Annotated in this window: 11 protein-coding genes and 6 pseudogenes; 8 read left to right on the forward strand and 9 right to left on the reverse strand. The window is 54.8% G+C overall.

Features of this window, described 5'->3' with window-relative positions:
* Positions 1 to 222, forward strand: a 222-nt coding sequence (locus CKW18_RS30675) for a hypothetical protein (protein ID WP_170947309.1), incomplete at its 5' end; no start/stop codon positions are given.
* A gap of 6 nt (positions 223 to 228) precedes the next feature.
* A pseudogene (locus CKW18_RS23215) lies at positions 229 to 722 on the forward strand (IS5 family transposase); the annotation flags it as partial.
* On the opposite strand, the gene CKW18_RS23220 reads toward CKW18_RS23215, so the two are convergent.
* From CKW18_RS23220 to CKW18_RS23235, 4 genes and pseudogenes are all read right to left on the reverse strand, one after another.
* A complete protein-coding gene (locus CKW18_RS23220; protein ID WP_141233145.1) occupies positions 712 to 1,893 on the reverse strand; it encodes a hypothetical protein in 1,182 nt (393 codons plus the stop codon). The pseudogene CKW18_RS23215 and the gene CKW18_RS23220 overlap by 11 nt on opposite strands.
* 703 nt (positions 1,894 to 2,596) lie before the next feature.
* A pseudogene (locus CKW18_RS23225) lies at positions 2,597 to 2,809 on the reverse strand (transposase); the annotation flags it as partial.
* A gap of 15 nt (positions 2,810 to 2,824) precedes the next feature.
* A protein-coding gene (locus tag CKW18_RS23230) for an IS5 family transposase (RefSeq protein WP_095190936.1) occupies positions 2,825 to 3,681 on the reverse strand; the annotation gives its coding sequence in 2 pieces (ribosomal slippage) (positions 2,825 to 3,337 and positions 3,340 to 3,681; 855 coding nt in all).
* A gap of 95 nt (positions 3,682 to 3,776) precedes the next feature.
* Positions 3,777 to 4,445 (reverse strand): annotated as a pseudogene (locus tag CKW18_RS23235) (transposase); the annotation flags it as partial.
* Between the two features lie 11 nt (positions 4,446 to 4,456).
* Here CKW18_RS23235 and CKW18_RS23240 point away from each other — a divergent pair.
* The 3 genes and pseudogenes from CKW18_RS23240 to CKW18_RS23250 all read left to right on the forward strand — a co-directional run.
* Positions 4,457 to 4,840: pseudogene (locus tag CKW18_RS23240) on the forward strand (transposase); the annotation flags it as partial.
* A 428-nt stretch (positions 4,841 to 5,268) separates the two neighbouring features.
* Entirely contained in the window at positions 5,269 to 6,285 is a 1,017-nt protein-coding gene (locus tag CKW18_RS23245) for a LecA/PA-IL family lectin (protein ID WP_095190937.1), read from the forward strand.
* A gap of 100 nt (positions 6,286 to 6,385) precedes the next feature.
* Positions 6,386 to 7,270, forward strand: a complete 885-nt coding sequence (locus tag CKW18_RS23250; RefSeq protein WP_095190938.1) for a LysR family transcriptional regulator — start codon at positions 6,386 to 6,388, stop codon at positions 7,268 to 7,270.
* A 47-nt stretch (positions 7,271 to 7,317) separates the two neighbouring features.
* On the opposite strand, the gene CKW18_RS23255 is transcribed toward CKW18_RS23250, so the two are convergent.
* Complete coding sequence (locus CKW18_RS23255) at positions 7,318 to 8,421, reverse strand: alkene reductase (protein ID WP_256587079.1); 1,104 nt, start codon at positions 8,419 to 8,421, stop codon at positions 7,318 to 7,320.
* A gap of 232 nt (positions 8,422 to 8,653) precedes the next feature.
* Here CKW18_RS23255 and CKW18_RS23260 point away from each other — a divergent pair.
* Together CKW18_RS23260 and CKW18_RS31160 are read left to right on the forward strand one after the other, a co-directional pair.
* Positions 8,654 to 8,884, forward strand: a pseudogene (locus tag CKW18_RS23260) (helix-turn-helix domain-containing protein); the annotation flags it as partial.
* A 37-nt stretch (positions 8,885 to 8,921) separates the two neighbouring features.
* A pseudogene (locus CKW18_RS31160) lies at positions 8,922 to 9,035 on the forward strand (alpha/beta hydrolase); the annotation flags it as partial.
* Positions 9,036 to 9,058: 23 nt separating this feature from the next.
* On the opposite strand, the gene CKW18_RS23270 reads toward CKW18_RS31160, so the two are convergent.
* The 4 genes from CKW18_RS23270 to CKW18_RS23285 all read right to left on the reverse strand — a co-directional run bounded on the left by CKW18_RS23270 (position 9,059) and on the right by CKW18_RS23285 (position 15,665).
* Complete coding sequence (locus CKW18_RS23270) at positions 9,059 to 12,358, reverse strand: hypothetical protein (RefSeq protein ID WP_095190940.1); 3,300 nt, start codon at positions 12,356 to 12,358, stop codon at positions 9,059 to 9,061.
* Positions 12,359 to 12,589: 231 nt separating this feature from the next.
* Positions 12,590 to 12,958, reverse strand: a complete 369-nt coding sequence (locus CKW18_RS23275) for a cupin domain-containing protein (protein ID WP_256587080.1) — start codon at positions 12,956 to 12,958, stop codon at positions 12,590 to 12,592.
* 388 nt (positions 12,959 to 13,346) lie between these two features.
* A complete protein-coding gene (locus CKW18_RS23280; protein ID WP_095190942.1) occupies positions 13,347 to 14,855 on the reverse strand; it encodes a hypothetical protein in 1,509 nt (502 codons plus the stop codon).
* 3 nt (positions 14,856 to 14,858) lie between these two features.
* Positions 14,859 to 15,665, reverse strand: a complete 807-nt coding sequence (locus CKW18_RS23285; protein ID WP_170947310.1) for a GNAT family N-acetyltransferase — start codon at positions 15,663 to 15,665, stop codon at positions 14,859 to 14,861.
* 139 nt (positions 15,666 to 15,804) lie between these two features.
* Here CKW18_RS23285 and CKW18_RS23290 point away from each other — a divergent pair, with 139 nt between their 5' ends.
* Positions 15,805 to 16,185 carry a RidA family protein gene (locus CKW18_RS23290; RefSeq protein WP_095190944.1) on the forward strand — a complete coding sequence of 127 codons (381 nt, stop codon included), beginning with the start codon at positions 15,805 to 15,807 and terminating at the stop codon, positions 16,183 to 16,185.
* Positions 16,186 to 16,333 lie beyond the last annotated feature (148 nt).

A 16,333-nucleotide genomic window follows, 5' to 3' on the forward strand; every position in this document is an offset into this window, starting at 1 on the left:
TTGGCACCCACCACAGGAAGGGAATCGGGTGGCGAGGGGTGTCAGATCGATCTGGAGGGCATCACCATCAGGCTTGATCGTGACGACAGAAAAGCCCTCCCAAAAAGGAAGGAAAGTATTAATATCGCGCATAAGAACGCCGGTTTGTTAGATGTGTTTGCTCGCACGAACATCATCAATCAAATCGGCGTTCTTGTTTCTGTGTTTCCCGGGATTCCGTGAAGAACCGAAAAAAGGGGGCCTGAAGAAGCGCAAGACCATGCGCTCGGGCGTAGCCGGGGCGGCCTGACGACGAAGACCCACATGTTATGCGACGCCAATGGCGTACCGCTAAACGTTCTACTGCCAGGTGGGCAAACCAGCGACATCAACTATGCGCAACCGCTGCTGGATAACGCTTACATGCCGAGTTTGCACGGTCGCCCCCGCAAGCACTGTAGTTGGTTGCTGGCCGAAAAGGGCTATGACGCCTAAGCGTTGCGTCGCTACTGCGACCACTATTGGATGCAGCCGGTAATCCCGCTAAGCACGATGAAGCGCAAACCCAAGCCGGGATTACCGAGACTGCTTGATCGCCCATGTACCGGCAGCGCAACATCATCGAGCGCATGTTCGGCGGGATGAAGGAGAACCGCCGCATTGTTACGCGCTTCGACAAACTTTCAAAAAGTTATGCGGCGATGGTCTCACTAGCTTGCACCATGCAGTATTTTAGACAGTAATTTTCGTACAACGCCTAGACTCAGCAAGGGTTGCAAGTTTGATTTTTTTGTTTCTCATGAAAGATAAATCCGTCACTAGTGGTTTCATGGCTGAACTACCGAAGCAATGCCGCTTAAATCCCAATCGTTCTAAAGCCATCAGAGCCTCGGCATCTTTTAACACATGTAAATACATATCAGGGAGATTGCCTTTGCCCGAAGACTCTTCAATATCTTGAGATCTTTTCGACACCATTGCGCGATCAGTTGCCCCCCAGCATCTGCCTCGAATTTCATTCAAACCCGCTGATAACAATGATAGAAAAACCTCCTCCAAAATTAACGACTTCGATGGCATGGCCTCTGTGCATGCTTGCATTTGCACAATCGTTTTTCCGTAATTGGTCGATATGCATTTCGAAAAACTCACCAGGACTACTTCATCTCCATCACCCACCCAGCGCATCACAAAATTATTTGAATCCAGTTGTCCGTGTAGTTCCATTGTATGCATTTCGACAACATGCACGTCATTTTTCCGAATGAAGTTCTCTGCATCCACGATTTTAAGAACAGCACTATCAGCAGCTATACCGACAACACTACCAAAATGATCGCACAGATCTTTCATCTTCTTGTTTGTCAGACAAATTTCACCCCGAATAAACTTTGGCGTATAACCAAAAACGGAACTGCTCTTTGATGACATAAACTCAACTAATTCCATCATAAAAAACTCCCCAAATTTCATATCCTTTGGAAAGCTCTTATTAACCGGCGTCGTATGAATTAATTTTTTTACGCCCGCCGAAATAATCGCAATATCCTCACTATAAACTGCCCGAACCGACTCTAATCCACTCTCGCCTCTTACTATACAAGCCGCTCTAAAAAAAATCCAAACACCTATAATAACTGGATGATCAATATCCCACGCAGCTTCTAGAATCATTGCTTGAGCATCACCACTAAAGAGGTTTCTAATCGATAAGTCGACGCTGTCATCGGTTGCGAAATCGTGTTTGGCTGCAACTACTTTGACGGCATCTTGCAGTGCTGTTTGAAGAGCCACTGGATGTTCCTCGCTTGTTCTATCAAAATATGAGACTCCAATAGTTAGGCCGGACGGCAGCACTCGACGAACCAACTCAAACACTCCATGTTTCATATAAACCCCTGCACTACTATTCATTGAGAAATGGTTAAGACCGAAAGTTGAAGCTTAAAGTGATACTGGTAAGTGCCCGGACAGAAATTTTCGCACTTAACTGTTCAAAGGATTAGAGCTTAAGACCTTGTGCAGCATGGCCTCCGCCAAAAACACTCACAGAGAAAACATGAAGACTTTTCTTCAGATACTTAGAGAGCTAGATACCTACATGAAATTTATCTTTATCGGCACCGTCAATTATTTCGCCTAGGAGAGTCAGTTTTGCTTGAATAGTCTCTAACTTTGAATCTAAGGCAGTATTGGTGTATGCGGTTAAGGCAAAGTATGTGGCTGACGTAACTATGGTTTTTTCTAGCGTTAAATTGATTCATTACCACTTCCTTGTAATTAGGTTCAAATTAGTTTGTAGCTAATTTCTAAGGTTAGACATTTCGACACGTTTAGGGAACTGTCATAAATGACAGGTAATAATAATATTTTTGATGGTTTTAGTGGTCAAACAGAAGAAAAAGGCATAAGCAGTTTTCGGGCACTTAGGGATTATCTGAAGTAGGCCGCTATTTTTCGACTGCTGAGCCATAGGTGCTTTCAAAAAACGGCAGCCGTTCAAAACCGATCAAGTCTGCTGCCTATTTCATCCATTTTTTCCGCTGAATGCTCCTCGCCAGACTGTGTGAAAACACGCTGATTGCTTTTGTGCTCACAGCCGACGAAAAAAGGCTTTTTAGCCCATCAACGCCATCAACTGACGTGCGCCAAGTACATTAATCGCTCTTTTCAGGTTGTAGGCGTTTACCGCCAAGGCCATTTCAGCCCTCGTGCCCTCAAGCTGTTGCAGCAAGAAGCGGGCGTTGCCAAATAACCACTGTTTAAGATTGCCGAAGGGATGCTCGACGATGGATCTTCTCCTGACCATCATTTCGGGATGCGCCTGCATTCACTGTTCTATTCGCTAGGCTCTGTACGAAAAGAGATGTCGCAAACACCGCATGGAACAAGCCAGCGAGACCATAGCGGCATAGCTTTTCGCGAGCTTGTCGAAGCGTGTCACGATCCGGCGGTTCTCTTTCAGCCAGCCAAACATGCGCTCGATGATGTTGCGCTGTCGGTACTTGGGCCGATCAAACAGTCTTGGTAAGCCCGGCTTGGGTTTGCGCTTCATCGAGCGCAGCGGGATGACGGGTTGCATTCGGTATTGGTCGCAGTAGCGGCGTAGCGCTTCGGCGTCATAGCCCTTGTCGGCAAGCAACCATCTACAGCGTTTACGCGGGCGGCCACGTTGGCTCGATGGAATGCTGACCTCGTTTAACAGGGGGTGGGCGTAGCTGATGTCACTGGCATGACCGCCAGAGAGGAGGAAGCGCAACGGTGTTCCGTTGGCGTCGCAGAGCATGTGGATTTTGGTTGTCAGGGCACCACGACTGCGGCCTAGAGCGTGATCGGCAGGCTCGTCAGGCCCCCTTTTTTCCCGGCGCCAGAGGAGGCTTGGGTTGCGCGTACTGCGGTTGAGTCGATCATCCAGGTTTGCAAATCGATCAAGCCTTGCTCATTCAATCTCAGGTGCAAGCGTTTGAGCATCTGATCGAATGTCCCCTGGTTTCGCCAGCCCCTAAATCGTTGATAGACCGTTGACCACGGGCCGAAGCGTTCCGGCATATCTCGCCACGCAGCACCTGAGCAGAGCACCCAGAGCACGCCATCGAGCATCAGGCGATCGCTCAGACGGGGTCGCCCCCGGCCATGTGTTTCGGTGAAGAGATCAGCAACCACAGCCCAGGCTTCATCCGAGAGTTCGTAACGCTTTGCCATCACAGGATTCCTTTCCGTAGATAGCTGGAAACTCTACAAAATTTCAGCTTCCGAGGGACGCCGATTGGGTTTCTCGGGATTTCGTACAGAACCTAGAAAGCCTTTTCGTGCAGATGGCGTGAGATATATCGGCGTTGGGCGTCGGTGCATTGCGCTTTTAACGGGCAGCTTGAGCAGTCGCTCACCGCCGCCTGGTAGATCCGGCCTTTCTGGCTGATCTGCTTAAAGATCAGCCAATTTCCGGCAGGGCATTGATATCGATCTTGCGACGCATCGTAGGCAAATGCTGTTCGATCAAAAAATGCCTGTTCCTTGCCGCAGGAGTTGAGTGATCGCGCCACAGGTACATAAGCCGTGATGTTCTCATCCTCACATGCCTGGAACTGCTTGCCATTGGAGAAGCCCGCATCCGCGGTGACCGTCAGTTCATCTTGTGAGAGTTGCTCCTTGGCGGCCTTGGCCATCGGTTCAAGTTGCTTGCGATCATCACTGTCCTGAGTCACTTCATGATGCACGATCATGCAGGTTTCAGCGTCCACGGCCGTCTGCACGTTGTACCCGACCCGAGGCCCTTTGTGCGTTCGTAGCATTCGTGCATCGCTTTCGTGGGTATTGAATTGCTCAAGCTCCATCGATTTCATCAGCGCCTGACAAGTCAGGTTATTGGAGTGCCTGACCTCAAGTTGCGCCAAAGTCGCTTTGATTGCGTTGCGGTCAATCTTCTCGCCGGCTTCAGTTCTATCTGCCTCATCCAGCTCTGCCAACTAGGGGGCTAGAGCCTGCCGATCACGCTCTAGGCCGCAGTCGCGGTGGCCTGACAACCAAAATCCACATGCTCTGCGACGCCAACGGGACACCGTTGCGCTTCCTCCTCTCTGGCGGTCATGCCAGTGACATCAGCTACGCCCACCCCCTGTTAAAAGAGGTCAGCATTCCATCGAGCCAACCGGGCCGCCTGCGTAAACGCTGTAGATGGTTGCTTGCCGACAAGGGCTACGACGCCGAAGCGCTACGCCGCTACTGCGTGCGACCAAGATCAATGCAACCCGTCATCCCGCTGCGCTCGATGAAGCGCAAACCCAAGCCTGGCTTACCAAGACTGTTTGATCGGCCCAAATACCGACAGCGCAACATCATCAAGCGCATGATTTGGCTGCGAAGCGCAGCCGGGCAACAGCCATTTGATACTCATGATCACCGTCCTTAGTCGTAAAAATGGCGTTGCGAGTTATCCGTAGAGACACGTTTTATTGCGCGTCAGTTCGCGTCGAGATTTAACTGCCCGGCGGGTCACGACGACAGCGACGTGGCAGGAAAACACCACAAAGGTGATCGTCTCCTTGCCGCCAGAAACGGACAATTGTTAACGATACAGCCTGATTTTTTGACAGCTCAAAATCAGCCCCTATATTCAGTTCGCGACCTGCGGGAAGGGATCCCAAACTGTCAGTATGAGCATGGAGCTAGCCAGTTCGTACCTTTGAAACGAGGGTTCCTTTACTAGTGAATACGCAGGTCACAACGCGGAAAAACGTTGTTGCCTCCCGGCCAATGCCACGGGAATCACTATAGAAAAGGAGCTTCACCATGTCTCAACCCGATATCTGGTCCGGCACGGTCGATGCGAAGCTGGAGAGCGGCAAAAAGACCGGTTTCAAGGTCAAGAAGGGAGACGTCATTACGATTATCGCCGCGGGCTGGGTGGAGCGAGGTTCAGGCAGGGCCTACGGCCCTCAAGGGGATGAGAGCCTCGTGGGTTCGTACAAGCCAGCCGGGTTGGTTTATCCGGACGGACTTGTCGGTGCGCTCTTGATGAAGATCGGCGATGACTGTCTCACCCCGATCAATAACGGAGTGTTCCGCTGGACAGTACCGACCGACGGAGAACTCACCTTTCTCATCAATGATTTGGCCGCAGATTACGGGAACAACAGCGGCTCATTCAACGTCAGCGTCGAGAAGAAAACGCTCAACACTGAGCCCAAGGCCGATGTCCTCAAATATGGTGACAAAGTCCGCTTTCTCAACGGTTATGCGGATTGGAACGGCGGCTATCTCTCGGTCTATGACGAGTCCAAGGAAGCCGGGGCCAAGTACGATGTTGTGTCCGTTCTATCACCAGAAAAAGAAGGCCCTATCGACACTTGGTTGATCGGATCCGCAACGGGTAAGCCAGACGGTGACAGGGTGCGCTCTGGCGACACCATCAGACTATTGAATCTGTACGGAGACGGTCCGGGATACAGCGACAAAAACGGCGGCGGTTACCTCGACACGAACAATTACGCCGCTGCACCAGAGCTTTACAACGTCTCCACCGCCGAAAAGGCGAATCGCGGAGTGGAAAAAACCGGTCACAAAACTCTCGATTGGGTCATTTTGTTCGGCGCTGTCGGCTCACAGATCTACATCGGAGACGCGGTCAGCCTCCGCAACGAATACAACAATTCTCAAGGTGGATACCTGGATACCTGTAATCATTTCGCAGGAAGAAAAAGTGCGGGTTATCAAGTCTATACAAACCGCTCTCCGAACAGGGCCGGCGTCGGTACCGGGAGCTGGAAGGTCTTGAGGGCCCTGACATCTGGCCCTACGGCACGATAGGCCTTGGTCGTGTCTCCCCTCAAGGTGCTTTGAGAAACGATTTCCCTGAATAATCTGGCGTAGAATCCAGCGCGCAATCCTGTTCAGGGAAATCCGAAACATGCTCATTGAAAACCTGGCGCTGTTTTTGTTGATTGTCGAGAAAGGCGGGTTGTCGGCGGCAGGCCGAGAGGCAGGGTTATCACCCACCTCGGTTTCGGAACGGCTCGCCGCTCTGGAGAAGCATTACGCAGCGACCCTTCTGACTCGCACGACGCGTTCCATCAGTTTGACCGATGAAGGGCGGTTGCTACTGGAGGGCGCGCGCCGACTGCTGGCAGACGCTGAACACATTGAGAGCAGTATCAAGCTGGGCACGGACCACATTTCAGGTCTGATACGGCTGAGTGCGCCCGTTGACTTGGGCCGAAACCACATCGTGCCGATTCTCGATCAATTTCTGGAGGAGAATCCTGAAGTCAGCGTTGACTTGAATCTGACTGACGGCGTCCTTGATCTCGCGGGTCAAGGCATCGACTTTGCCATTCGTTACGGGGCGTTGCCCGACAGTACGCTGCGCGTCAGAAAGCTCAGTGAGGGGCGCCGGGTCGTGTGCGCATCGCCTGCCTATCTCACGGCCCATGGCGAGCCTCAGCACCCGGCAGAACTGGCACAGCACCCGTGCATCCTGATGCGCTTCGGCAACAACATCCACCGTGAATGGCAGTTCCGCAGCGACGGTCGCTCTTTTAAGGTGTCGGTTTCGGGCAGGCGCATCGCCAACGACGGCGATCAGGTGCGGCAATGGTGTCTTGCCGGGCATGGCCTGTGTATCAAGTCGTACATCGATGTGCGCGAAGACTTGAACACCGGGCGGTTGATCGAGGTGCTGCAGGCCTATTCCTTACCGGGTGTGGACTTGCAAATTGTCTACCCGTCCGGCCACGCACTGCCACGTCGAGTCAAATTGCTGATGGACGAAATCGCCTTGAAACTGACGAACTGAGCCCGTTTCAAGGCGAGTTTCATTTATATCTGGCCGGGCCTGAGCTCTCAGGCCTGCCGAGACCAGGCGGGAAAATCAGAGTAACCCCGTTCGGTACCGCCAAATAACTCAGCGCCCTCCAGACCGGCCAGTGGATAGCCCTTTTCCAGACGCAGTGGCAGATCGGGATTGGCGACAAATTTTCGGCCGAAGGCGACAAAGTCTGCGTAGCCCTTGGTCAACACCCACTCTGCGCGATCCAGGTCGTACTTCCCGGCCACCACGATGGCGTTGCGAAAACGCTCGCGCACGGCCTGGCGAAACTCTTCTGGAAACGTCGGTGCATCGTCCCAGTCCGCTTCCACCAGATGCAGGTACGCAATGCCTTTATCCTGCAAATAAGTCGCCGCTTCCAATATCGTCGGCAGAATGTCCGGGCACGCCATGCCTCGCGCCGTCAGAAATGGCGCCAGCCGAATCGCTGTGCGCTCGGCACCCACTTCTTCGATCACGGCATCCATGACATCTTTGAGAAAGCGCAGGCGGTTTTCTCGCGAGCCGCCGTACTCATCCGTGCGCACGTTGGAGGTGGTGCGCAGGAACTGGTCGATCAGGTAGCCGTTCGCCCCGTGTACTTCGACCCCGTCAAAACCTGCCTTCAGGGCATTACGAGCAGCCTTGCGGAAATCATCGATGATGGCGTCTATGCCTTCACGACTCAGGGCTTGAGGCGTTGGACATTCAGCCATGCTGCCCACGCCGGTCTCGGGGTCGACTTTCCAGATGCTGCCCTCGAACGGGATAGCAGAAGGCGCAACCGGCAGCGCTCCATTGTGGAAGTCGGGGTGCGACATCCGCCCTACGTGCCACAGTTGCAGGAAAATACGACCGCCCGCGGCATGCACGGCGTCGGTCACCAAGCGCCAGCCTGCAACCTGTTCGTCGCTGTAAATACCCGGCGTATAGGAATAGCCTTTGCCCTGCGGCGAAATTTGCGTGGCTTCCGTGACGATGAATGCGGCCGATGCGCGCTGCGCGTAGTAGACCGCGTTCATGGCGTTAGGCACATCGCCAGGCTGAGTGCTTCGCGAGCGTGTCATCGGGGCCATGACCACGCGATTGGGAGTGCGCAGGTTACCAACAGCGCCAGGCGTAAAAAGTGTGGACATCAGCGTTTCCTCGGCAAGTTTGAATGGATCTTCTGCACGCCAGACTATTGCCAATGAGGATTTCTGATAATCGACCCGGTCGCGAAAACATATTGCGCTCAATCCGCATAATCGATACGCAAGCGTGCCGATGAGCTCCTCGCGCAAGATCGATGCCCGGTCAGACTACGCGACGGCGCAACCACCCGAACTGCAGGTGCCCTGCCCCCAAAACGATCGCCACCAGCACCAGCAGATGAGCAGGCGGACATTTACTCGGTATTTTCGATTGCACACCGGGGTCAGCTATATCGAATGGCGGCAACAGGCCTGTTTGCTCGCTGCGGTAGTCATGCTGGGTAAGGGGCAGTCGGTCACTCATGTCGCCATGACGTTGGGGTACAGCAGTTCAAGTGCGTTTGCCACAGTGTTCAAGCAATTGCTGGGGGAAGTGCCGAGTCGCTATTTAGCCGAGCAACAGGGTTAGGATTTTTCATACAAGGTCACTGCGAATATCACTTAGGTTGCCCTCCTCTCCCCACGGTTTTATCCCTTTCCCGACTGCCGTCGCAGACCGCGTGCTTGCCTGCAGTCGCGAATGGATCACCCGGCGAATCAACGCCACAGAAGCCGGGTGAGCGCGACGCACAGAATCAGACAATCAAGCCACAGGTTGTTGCGTTCGTAGGGCATCGCCCGGCCAGATGGCGTAAACCTCGCTGACCTTTTCCTTGCCCTGCTCATAAGCGAAAAAGCTCGCGCCGACGTGCCGCGGATGCCTGCGCCAATGCTCCGGGCTTTCACTGAGGTCAGTGCCCGCTGCATGACCGAACCCGTTCACAGTCTTTTGTGTGTAACGCTTGACGATGTCCTTTTGTATCGCGTCCTGGTTGGAGAGCAAATCAGCGCCGCCGTATCCGGGAAAGGCGACAGCCGCCAGTGAATTCTCTTCGGCGATCTGAATGGCGACATTGAAAAATGCGTCGACAATCGATGAGGCGGTATGGGCCGCCAGCATGTCATCCATCGGGTTGATCGCTCTGATGATCAGACACTTTTTGTCCCGGTGCAGCGCAGGGATCAACTCGATGTACACCAGTGCCATGCCCGCCAGGCGCCGATGCGCCGGGTCGAAGACCACGAGGTGAGCGTGCCTGGCCTCTTTCCACATCAGCGTATTGGACCGCGTGCAGAGAGCCGCCGCGTGTTTGGCAAAAAACGCCGCCGGATGCTTTGACAATGTCGCCGTCAATGCCGTGGACAGATTCTCGGTCTTTTCCTTCGCAAACTTCGCCTGTTCTCTGGCGACCCATCGCAAACAGGTTTGCAGAACCCTCTCCCTCACCAGTCTGAAAGCAGCGTGCAATTGCTCCCGGCCGCTGCCGGACAAACCCTCGGCAGACGGCACAAGCCGGTTGGCAAAAGACAAGGCGTCCGCCTCGCTGAACCGGGCAAGGAAGCGCTCGGCGTGTTCATCCAGTGCATCCGGCAAGGTGCTGCCGAACAACTTGTTCAGTTGTTCGAACCGCTCGAAAGCTTGCCTGCCCTCCCCGGCCATCTGGGCGACCACGTCCAGGTCGTCGCTGATCCAGCGCGCCACCGCAGAATCTTCCCGCGCCGCCGCCAACAACACGCCCAGATGCGCCGCCAGCGACCAGGGATCACGAGCAGCCTGATTCAAGCGCTTGGGAAACAGTGGTTTGCAGGCGGTGGCAATACTCTCGTAGTTATGCGACTGAAAGTTTGCCGAGTACGCCGCGGCATAGGCCAGGCCATTGAGACTTTGCCGTTCAAGCTTGAACCCGACGCGAAGGCTGCGAAAGGCGTTGTCCCAGGACATCGCGTAGTGACCTTGCAACTTCAGCCCGCCGAGATCGTGCTCTTGCCCGACGACTTCGGGCCACGTCTGCTGCACCACGTCGACCGCAGTCCGGTAAAGCATGGACACCGCGTCGGCTTCCAGTTCAGTCAATTGCGCGCCCGAAGGCCCTCGACCGGCGACCAGATCGTCGATCAACGGATTGATCGCGGCGAGCTTTTCATCGAGTACGTGCGCTGGCTCCCATGCAGCACGCAGAACGCTCTTGAGCACCACACCAGCGGTCTCGTCGAGAATCTTCGGCAACACCGGCATCAACAGGCCCAGTTCTTTGGCAAACAGTGCTGCCTTGGCCTGGTCATAGGCGACCCTGGCGGCATCGTCGGCACAGGACAGCCGACTGCCCAACACGTCAAGGCAACGGGCCTCGACAACCGCCCTGACACAACTCTGGTTCGCCTCGACCGGACTGAAATTGTTGCGGCCGTAAGCATCCTCCAGCAGCAGGAAATACACATCATCAGCCTTACCCCACCAGCGAAAGCCTTGAATGCCTTTGACCACCTTGAAATACCAGTGGCGTATCGCGTGGACGCTACTCATGCCTTTACGCTCGACCAGAAATTGCAGCAACTGGCGACCGAGTACGCAGATCGGCAGCACCTGTTGCAGATGCTTGAAATCCGGTAAAGGCACAGCGCCTTCCAGATAGTCGTAAACCTCTGCATCGGCACTTTTGCTCGCCTGCAAAACCCAATCGACCACATCGGCCAGCTCGCCGTCACGGCGAGTGCCGAGCACCTTCATCCACCGCTCCAGCGACCAGGCAGAACTGTTTGCATAGCATTTCTGGAATGCCAATACGCTCGCCGCGGAGCCGTACCCGAATCTGGCCAGGACTTGCAGATACTCAGGCAGTTTCTCGGGGTAGGACAGGTACGCAAGGCACTGCGTCAACTGTTGGATACTCAGCAGGTGCGGCGCGCCAGCCAGCAGATTGAGACCGACAACTGCCGGCGCAGCCTGGTCCTTGTTGCTGACGTGCAGAATCAGCGACTGACATTCGGCCAGTTCGTTGATACCGGCGCCGAGGCTTTTCAGGAACGTGACGCACTCGACCGACAGTTGCTGACGGCTGTCGATCAGACGCTTGAATGACTGCACTTGCGCGACGCTGCAAGCGCCAATGGTGTCTGTTACAAACGCCCAGCTCGCCGGCAATGACCGCCACAACGCCTCGCCGCAGCCATCGTATAAAGCCGTCAGATCTCCTATACCGGCGCGTTGCACAACCGCCAGATTCGCTTCGCATCGTTTGCCGTCAAAACTGGTGATGCAATACTCGAAAATCGTTGCGATGCGCTGGCGCTCAATGCCGTGAGTTCGCAACACACGTACCAACCGACGGGATTTCGCCAGCAGATGTTCACGGCTGTGATCCTGCAGCGAGCGCCACTCATAGCTCGCCTTGATCCAGGCAAACTCTTCCTTGCGGGCAATTACACCTTCTTCCACCAGCATCAAGGCCAACTCACCGGCCAACGAATAATTTCCGTTACGCGAATAGGGCTCCATTTCCGCCACGCTGCGCACGCCGACGCGAAAACAGACCTGCACCCATTCCGGGTCCAGCGACCGCAACGTCCGCAACTGATCGAAAGACGGTGCCGGCAACCGACGCAGAGCAAGATCAATTCCTGAATTGAACAACCCGAGATCGGCACTCAGCATGCGTTCGAGTCGAGAATCGAACAGATACTCACGCCCTTCGTAAGTGCGGACCTGATTCGCCAACGCCTGCACCGCTGGCCAGGTGAGGAACAGCGGCACAAAGCTCTGGCCAAAGTGGCGGATACACGACCATCGCTCGACGATCAAAGGAATCTCGGCGGGAATGCCCAGCGCCCGTCGAATCAACGGCTCATGACCGGGACTGTCCTGCATCAACTGGCGGACACTACGGCGCACCTGTTCGCGGAACTCGCGCACCCTCTTGCGCAACGTCTGATAACGATGGGGGGACTCGTCGGCGTCGTATTCATACCAGGATGGACTGGCGTCGCGACAGGACGGGCAGTCGTGCAGGATTCGCTGACGGAAAGTGCGGTAATCAACGTCGATAAAAGCCTCTGAATCCTTCAAACATTCTCCTTTGCCGAGGTGCAAACAGACCCCGAAAACTCTTTATTGATCGAAATTGAAGACAGGCGCCAGCGCTTCCTGACACTGCAACCACACGCGTGGCGGATGGCGAATCACTTTGCAGGAAGCGCACTTTTATGGAGTTGCATACGTGCCGTCAAATCCCGGCGCAAGGTCGCCCGTACCTCGGCATCGCACTCGTCGCAGCAATTTTTCTGCACTGAGGCAACCTCACGGCTGCAGAACCAGCAGCGGCTCCCCCTTCCTGACAACATAAGTGGCCAACTCCGAAGCCATGCCTGCGCCGACGTTACGGGCAATGTGCGCCACGCCTTGCGGAATCAGCAACGACTCTCCGGCCTTGAGCGTCACTGGCGCCCGGCCTTGCAGTTGATACTCCAAGGTGCCACTGATCACGTAAGCCACCTCGCCCCCCGGATGTGCATGCCGGGGTGCGGCGACGCCCGGCTCGAAGTCAACGCGGGCCTGAATGACTTCACGGTCGGCAGCGCCGAGGTCCTCGCGCACCAGGTCCGTGCGGCTCAGCCCTTTTTGCCAGCTCATGGCCTGAGCATCGTCGGCGTGAGCAAAACCGCTCATTGCGAAGAGAATGCCGGCAGTGGCGATCAGTCGATTACGTTGCATGATGCAGCCCTCAATCAGTAGTGGTGTGATGGCCTCCACTGTGAGCGCAAGATGTACACGGGATGTGTCAAAAGATCGGGGTTTGTTGATCACGTGTGTATGGCCGGGCGGTGCATACACGCCGGTACAAACCCCGCCCCCGCCGGGTCAGTTGGAAACTCATATGGCGAGCAGCCGATTCAAATACTCTCAGTCCATTGAGGGAAGGAGTTCTGGCGACCATAAGAACCGCTAACGCTCATGAGATTTTGATCGTTTGAAGGCCAGGTGCGAAAAAGCCCTGAACTCGATGAGTGTCAGGGCTTCTTTTATGGACCGGCATTTGCGCTGGATTAGTAGGCACTCAACTGAACCAGGGCGTTATGTATTTTTTAAAGTCTTCCGCGTCCGTTTTGCTCAACGTTTCGGCTATTTTTTTTGCTTTCAACCCGGCACAGATTTCCGTCAATAGCAGGTACATCGCAGAGTCCTGCATTTTGACCGCGTCCCATCGGTTGAGGAAACCCTTGCTGGTGCTTAGGCGCGCCCAATCTATCGGGTAGCTGTTGTTCCCCAGCGATTTGTATCGGTCACACTTGACGATGCCACCTATTTCTTTGTCCTTCACGCCAGTGAATGAGTCTGGGACATTTGCATAGGGAGGATTCTTGGCATCGAACTCAACCCGAAAATGAAACGGGAAATTTGCCTTGCCTTCAACCTCCGACCCAACCGCAATCATTCCTGTGTCCAGCCCCACGCGCCATTTTCCAGCAAATAGCCGCAGCATTTCACAATAACGAGCGAGCGCTTTGTCTTCTTTCGAGGCTATGAAATATTTCGGAAAAGCAACTTTGGCTGTCTCACTCGTTTTGGGGTTGATGATCGTGAGGATGTTCAATTCGCCTTTGGGACCGACGCCGCTGATCCAGGGAAGTTGCTTCTCCAGATCACCGATATCCTGAAGGTAATCGAGCGTGACGGGATAGTCGAACCCTTCGTAACTATAAAAAAGATTCCGGGTTCGATCATCGGCCATGAAACAAAGGCGATCGAGCCTTTCTGCGACACGCACGCCCGCCGCTCGCCCACACCCTATGCCAAAACCATCGTACCCAACGAGCGTTACACCGACGTCCTCTAAATCCCGGTAATCGGAAATATCCTCATTTGAAACGAGGAACACAACCGGCACCTGTCCAGCGAATCGATACCACCAGAACTCTTCGGGTTTGTCCTTGACAGTTTCCAGCCAGGACCGCTGCCTGCCGCCTGAGGGAATCAGGATGGCGGGCAAGGTCGGAAACTTTTCCACCAGCGCTGTGAAGTCAGGCAACTCAAGCGGATCAAATGAACAACATTGCTCGCGTTGGCTTTGCAGGAGGTCGAAAAGTTTCATGTATTCAACCAGCCCTCCCCCACAGACCTTGGGCTGGATCTGGCGAACATCCGGGTATTTGATATTGGAGTTCAAAGTGTAATAGTCACTCCAGTCCAGATCCTCAAACTGAATACACATATCCGCGCATCCATCGAGTGTTTCCTTATCCCGCAATTTGCGCGCTTGATTGCGGATCGCGCGGGCCTTTCCACGGGCTTCATCGCGAAGGGCACAAGCCTCTTCATAGAGGATCTTCTGCTTCTCACGCAGCGCGTCGAGCCGCTTGGCATTCGCCGACTTATCGGGGCAAGTTTCGATAGCGATGGAAATTTGTTTGCTGACAGGCAAGGCGCCTTCATCGGCGGCATCTTTCATCTGCTTGAACAGCGCTTTCAGTTGGCTCGAATGGGGATCAATATCTTTTTTGCCCCAGTATTTACCAACGAGAGCAGCGATATCATCCGTGAGGGTCGTATCAACGCTTCTATCCATTTTTCAAGCCACGAACGTGAGTGAACCGGTTTGCTGAAAGCCACAGTGAGTGGCGACTTTAACTGACGGGGCGTTGCCGGGATCGATGGTCAGCATCAACTTTTCATTGCTCCTTGCAGCCTGAAGTTGCATCAGCGCCTGACTGGCGATGCCCTGCCCCCATGCCGGGCGGGCGACCCAGTAGGAAATGGCAATGGCCGCCTCCCCGGTCCCCGCGAAGATGGCGCCCAACAATCGACCCTCACCATCTACGATGGCAAAGCCTGTCGTTGCGTTTGCCTCGAGGCCTCGAATCTTTTGCAGCACATCGTCGGCAGCGATCATCGGTTTCATCCGGCCGAGACGCCAGACATCAGGATGCAGCGCATGGCGACAGTAAGCCTCGGCGTGACACTCTTGCAGGGGCGTTAGCGACACATCCACCCGCCCCGGCAGTTTCCGGTAGCGGCTGACGATGTCGAACTGGCTGGCGTTGTTCCAGTCCCCGGCGCTGGCCAGAGAAAACAACGCGGGAATGCGGCTCTGGCTGTCATGACTGGCCAGCGTTTTTTTGAACGGCGGGTACTCGTCGAAATGCGGTCCAACGATCAGCGAAACGCGTATGAACGCTTCGATATCATCACGGGCGTCAAGTTGCTGCAAGACGGAGCGGGAGACTGCGGTATCGAGTCGATCATCGATTTCGACCGGCGATAGCCCGGCCACGGCGTGAGGCGTCGAACAACGCAACTCGGCGAGGACAGACTGGGCGATTTGGCGACGACAGCCCTGTTCAAGGACCGATAGTTGACGGGAGCGAATCACAAGCATTGATGTTCTGCCTGAGCCAAATGAATTGAAAAGACGTTCCTTGTGCCCAGGAGTATGGAACCGAATGGGCAAACGGGCCATGTGCGCAGGGAATCTGTAAACTGGCGCGATCTTTTACTTGAGCAAACAAGGGATCAGCATGGCCAACCAAGACATCATCTTCACTCCCGATCCGGACGCGGACTCGATTTCTTCCGACGTCAGCACTTTCAACGGCATCATGGTTTCTACTCAGATCCCGACCCGTGCCGACGGCAGCCTGGAACTGGGCAGCATCACCGAACAAAGCGAATGCACGCTGCAAGCACTGAAAGTGGCCCTGGAACGTGCCGGCAGTTCGATGGACCGCGTGATGCACCTGACCATCTACCTCACCGATATGGCGGATCGCGCTGCGTTCAACGAGGTTTACAAGCGCTTCTTCGCCAAGCCTTGGCCAGTGCGTGCAGCCGTGGGCGTGGCCTCCCTGGCTGTCGAAGGCATGCGTGTGGAAGTTACCGCGATGGCCGCCAAGGCCTGACCGGACAACATAAATCTCTGTAGGAGCTGTCGAGTGGAACGAGGCTGCGATCTTTTGATCTTTGAAATCAAGATCAAAAGATCGCAGCGTGCCGCAGCTCCTGCAAAAGCGAGACCAGGTCTGCAATAGCCATCGGGCAGCACAGGCG

The organism is Pseudomonas sp. Irchel 3E19, from assembly GCF_900187585.1.
Taxonomy (GTDB): Bacteria; Pseudomonadota; Gammaproteobacteria; order Pseudomonadales; family Pseudomonadaceae; genus Aquipseudomonas; species Aquipseudomonas baetica.

Bases quoted from the DNA above. Each gene is read 5' to 3' on its own strand.
- CKW18_RS23285 (WP_170947310.1), bottom strand. From the start codon at position 15,665: ATGCTTGTGATTCGCTCCCGTCAACTATCGGTCCTTGAACAGGGCTGT.
- CKW18_RS23280 (WP_095190942.1), bottom strand. From the start codon at position 14,855: ATGGATAGAAGCGTTGATACGACCCTCACGGATGATATCGCTGCTCTC.
- CKW18_RS23275 (WP_256587080.1), bottom strand. From the start codon at position 12,958: ATGAGCGGTTTTGCTCACGCCGACGATGCTCAGGCCATGAGCTGGCAA.
- CKW18_RS23250 (WP_095190938.1), top strand. From the start codon at position 6,386: ATGCTCATTGAAAACCTGGCGCTGTTTTTGTTGATTGTCGAGAAAGGC.
- CKW18_RS23245 (WP_095190937.1), top strand. From the start codon at position 5,269: ATGTCTCAACCCGATATCTGGTCCGGCACGGTCGATGCGAAGCTGGAG.
- CKW18_RS23220 (WP_141233145.1), bottom strand. From the start codon at position 1,893: ATGAATAGTAGTGCAGGGGTTTATATGAAACATGGAGTGTTTGAGTTG.
- CKW18_RS23290 (WP_095190944.1), top strand. From the start codon at position 15,805: ATGGCCAACCAAGACATCATCTTCACTCCCGATCCGGACGCGGACTCG.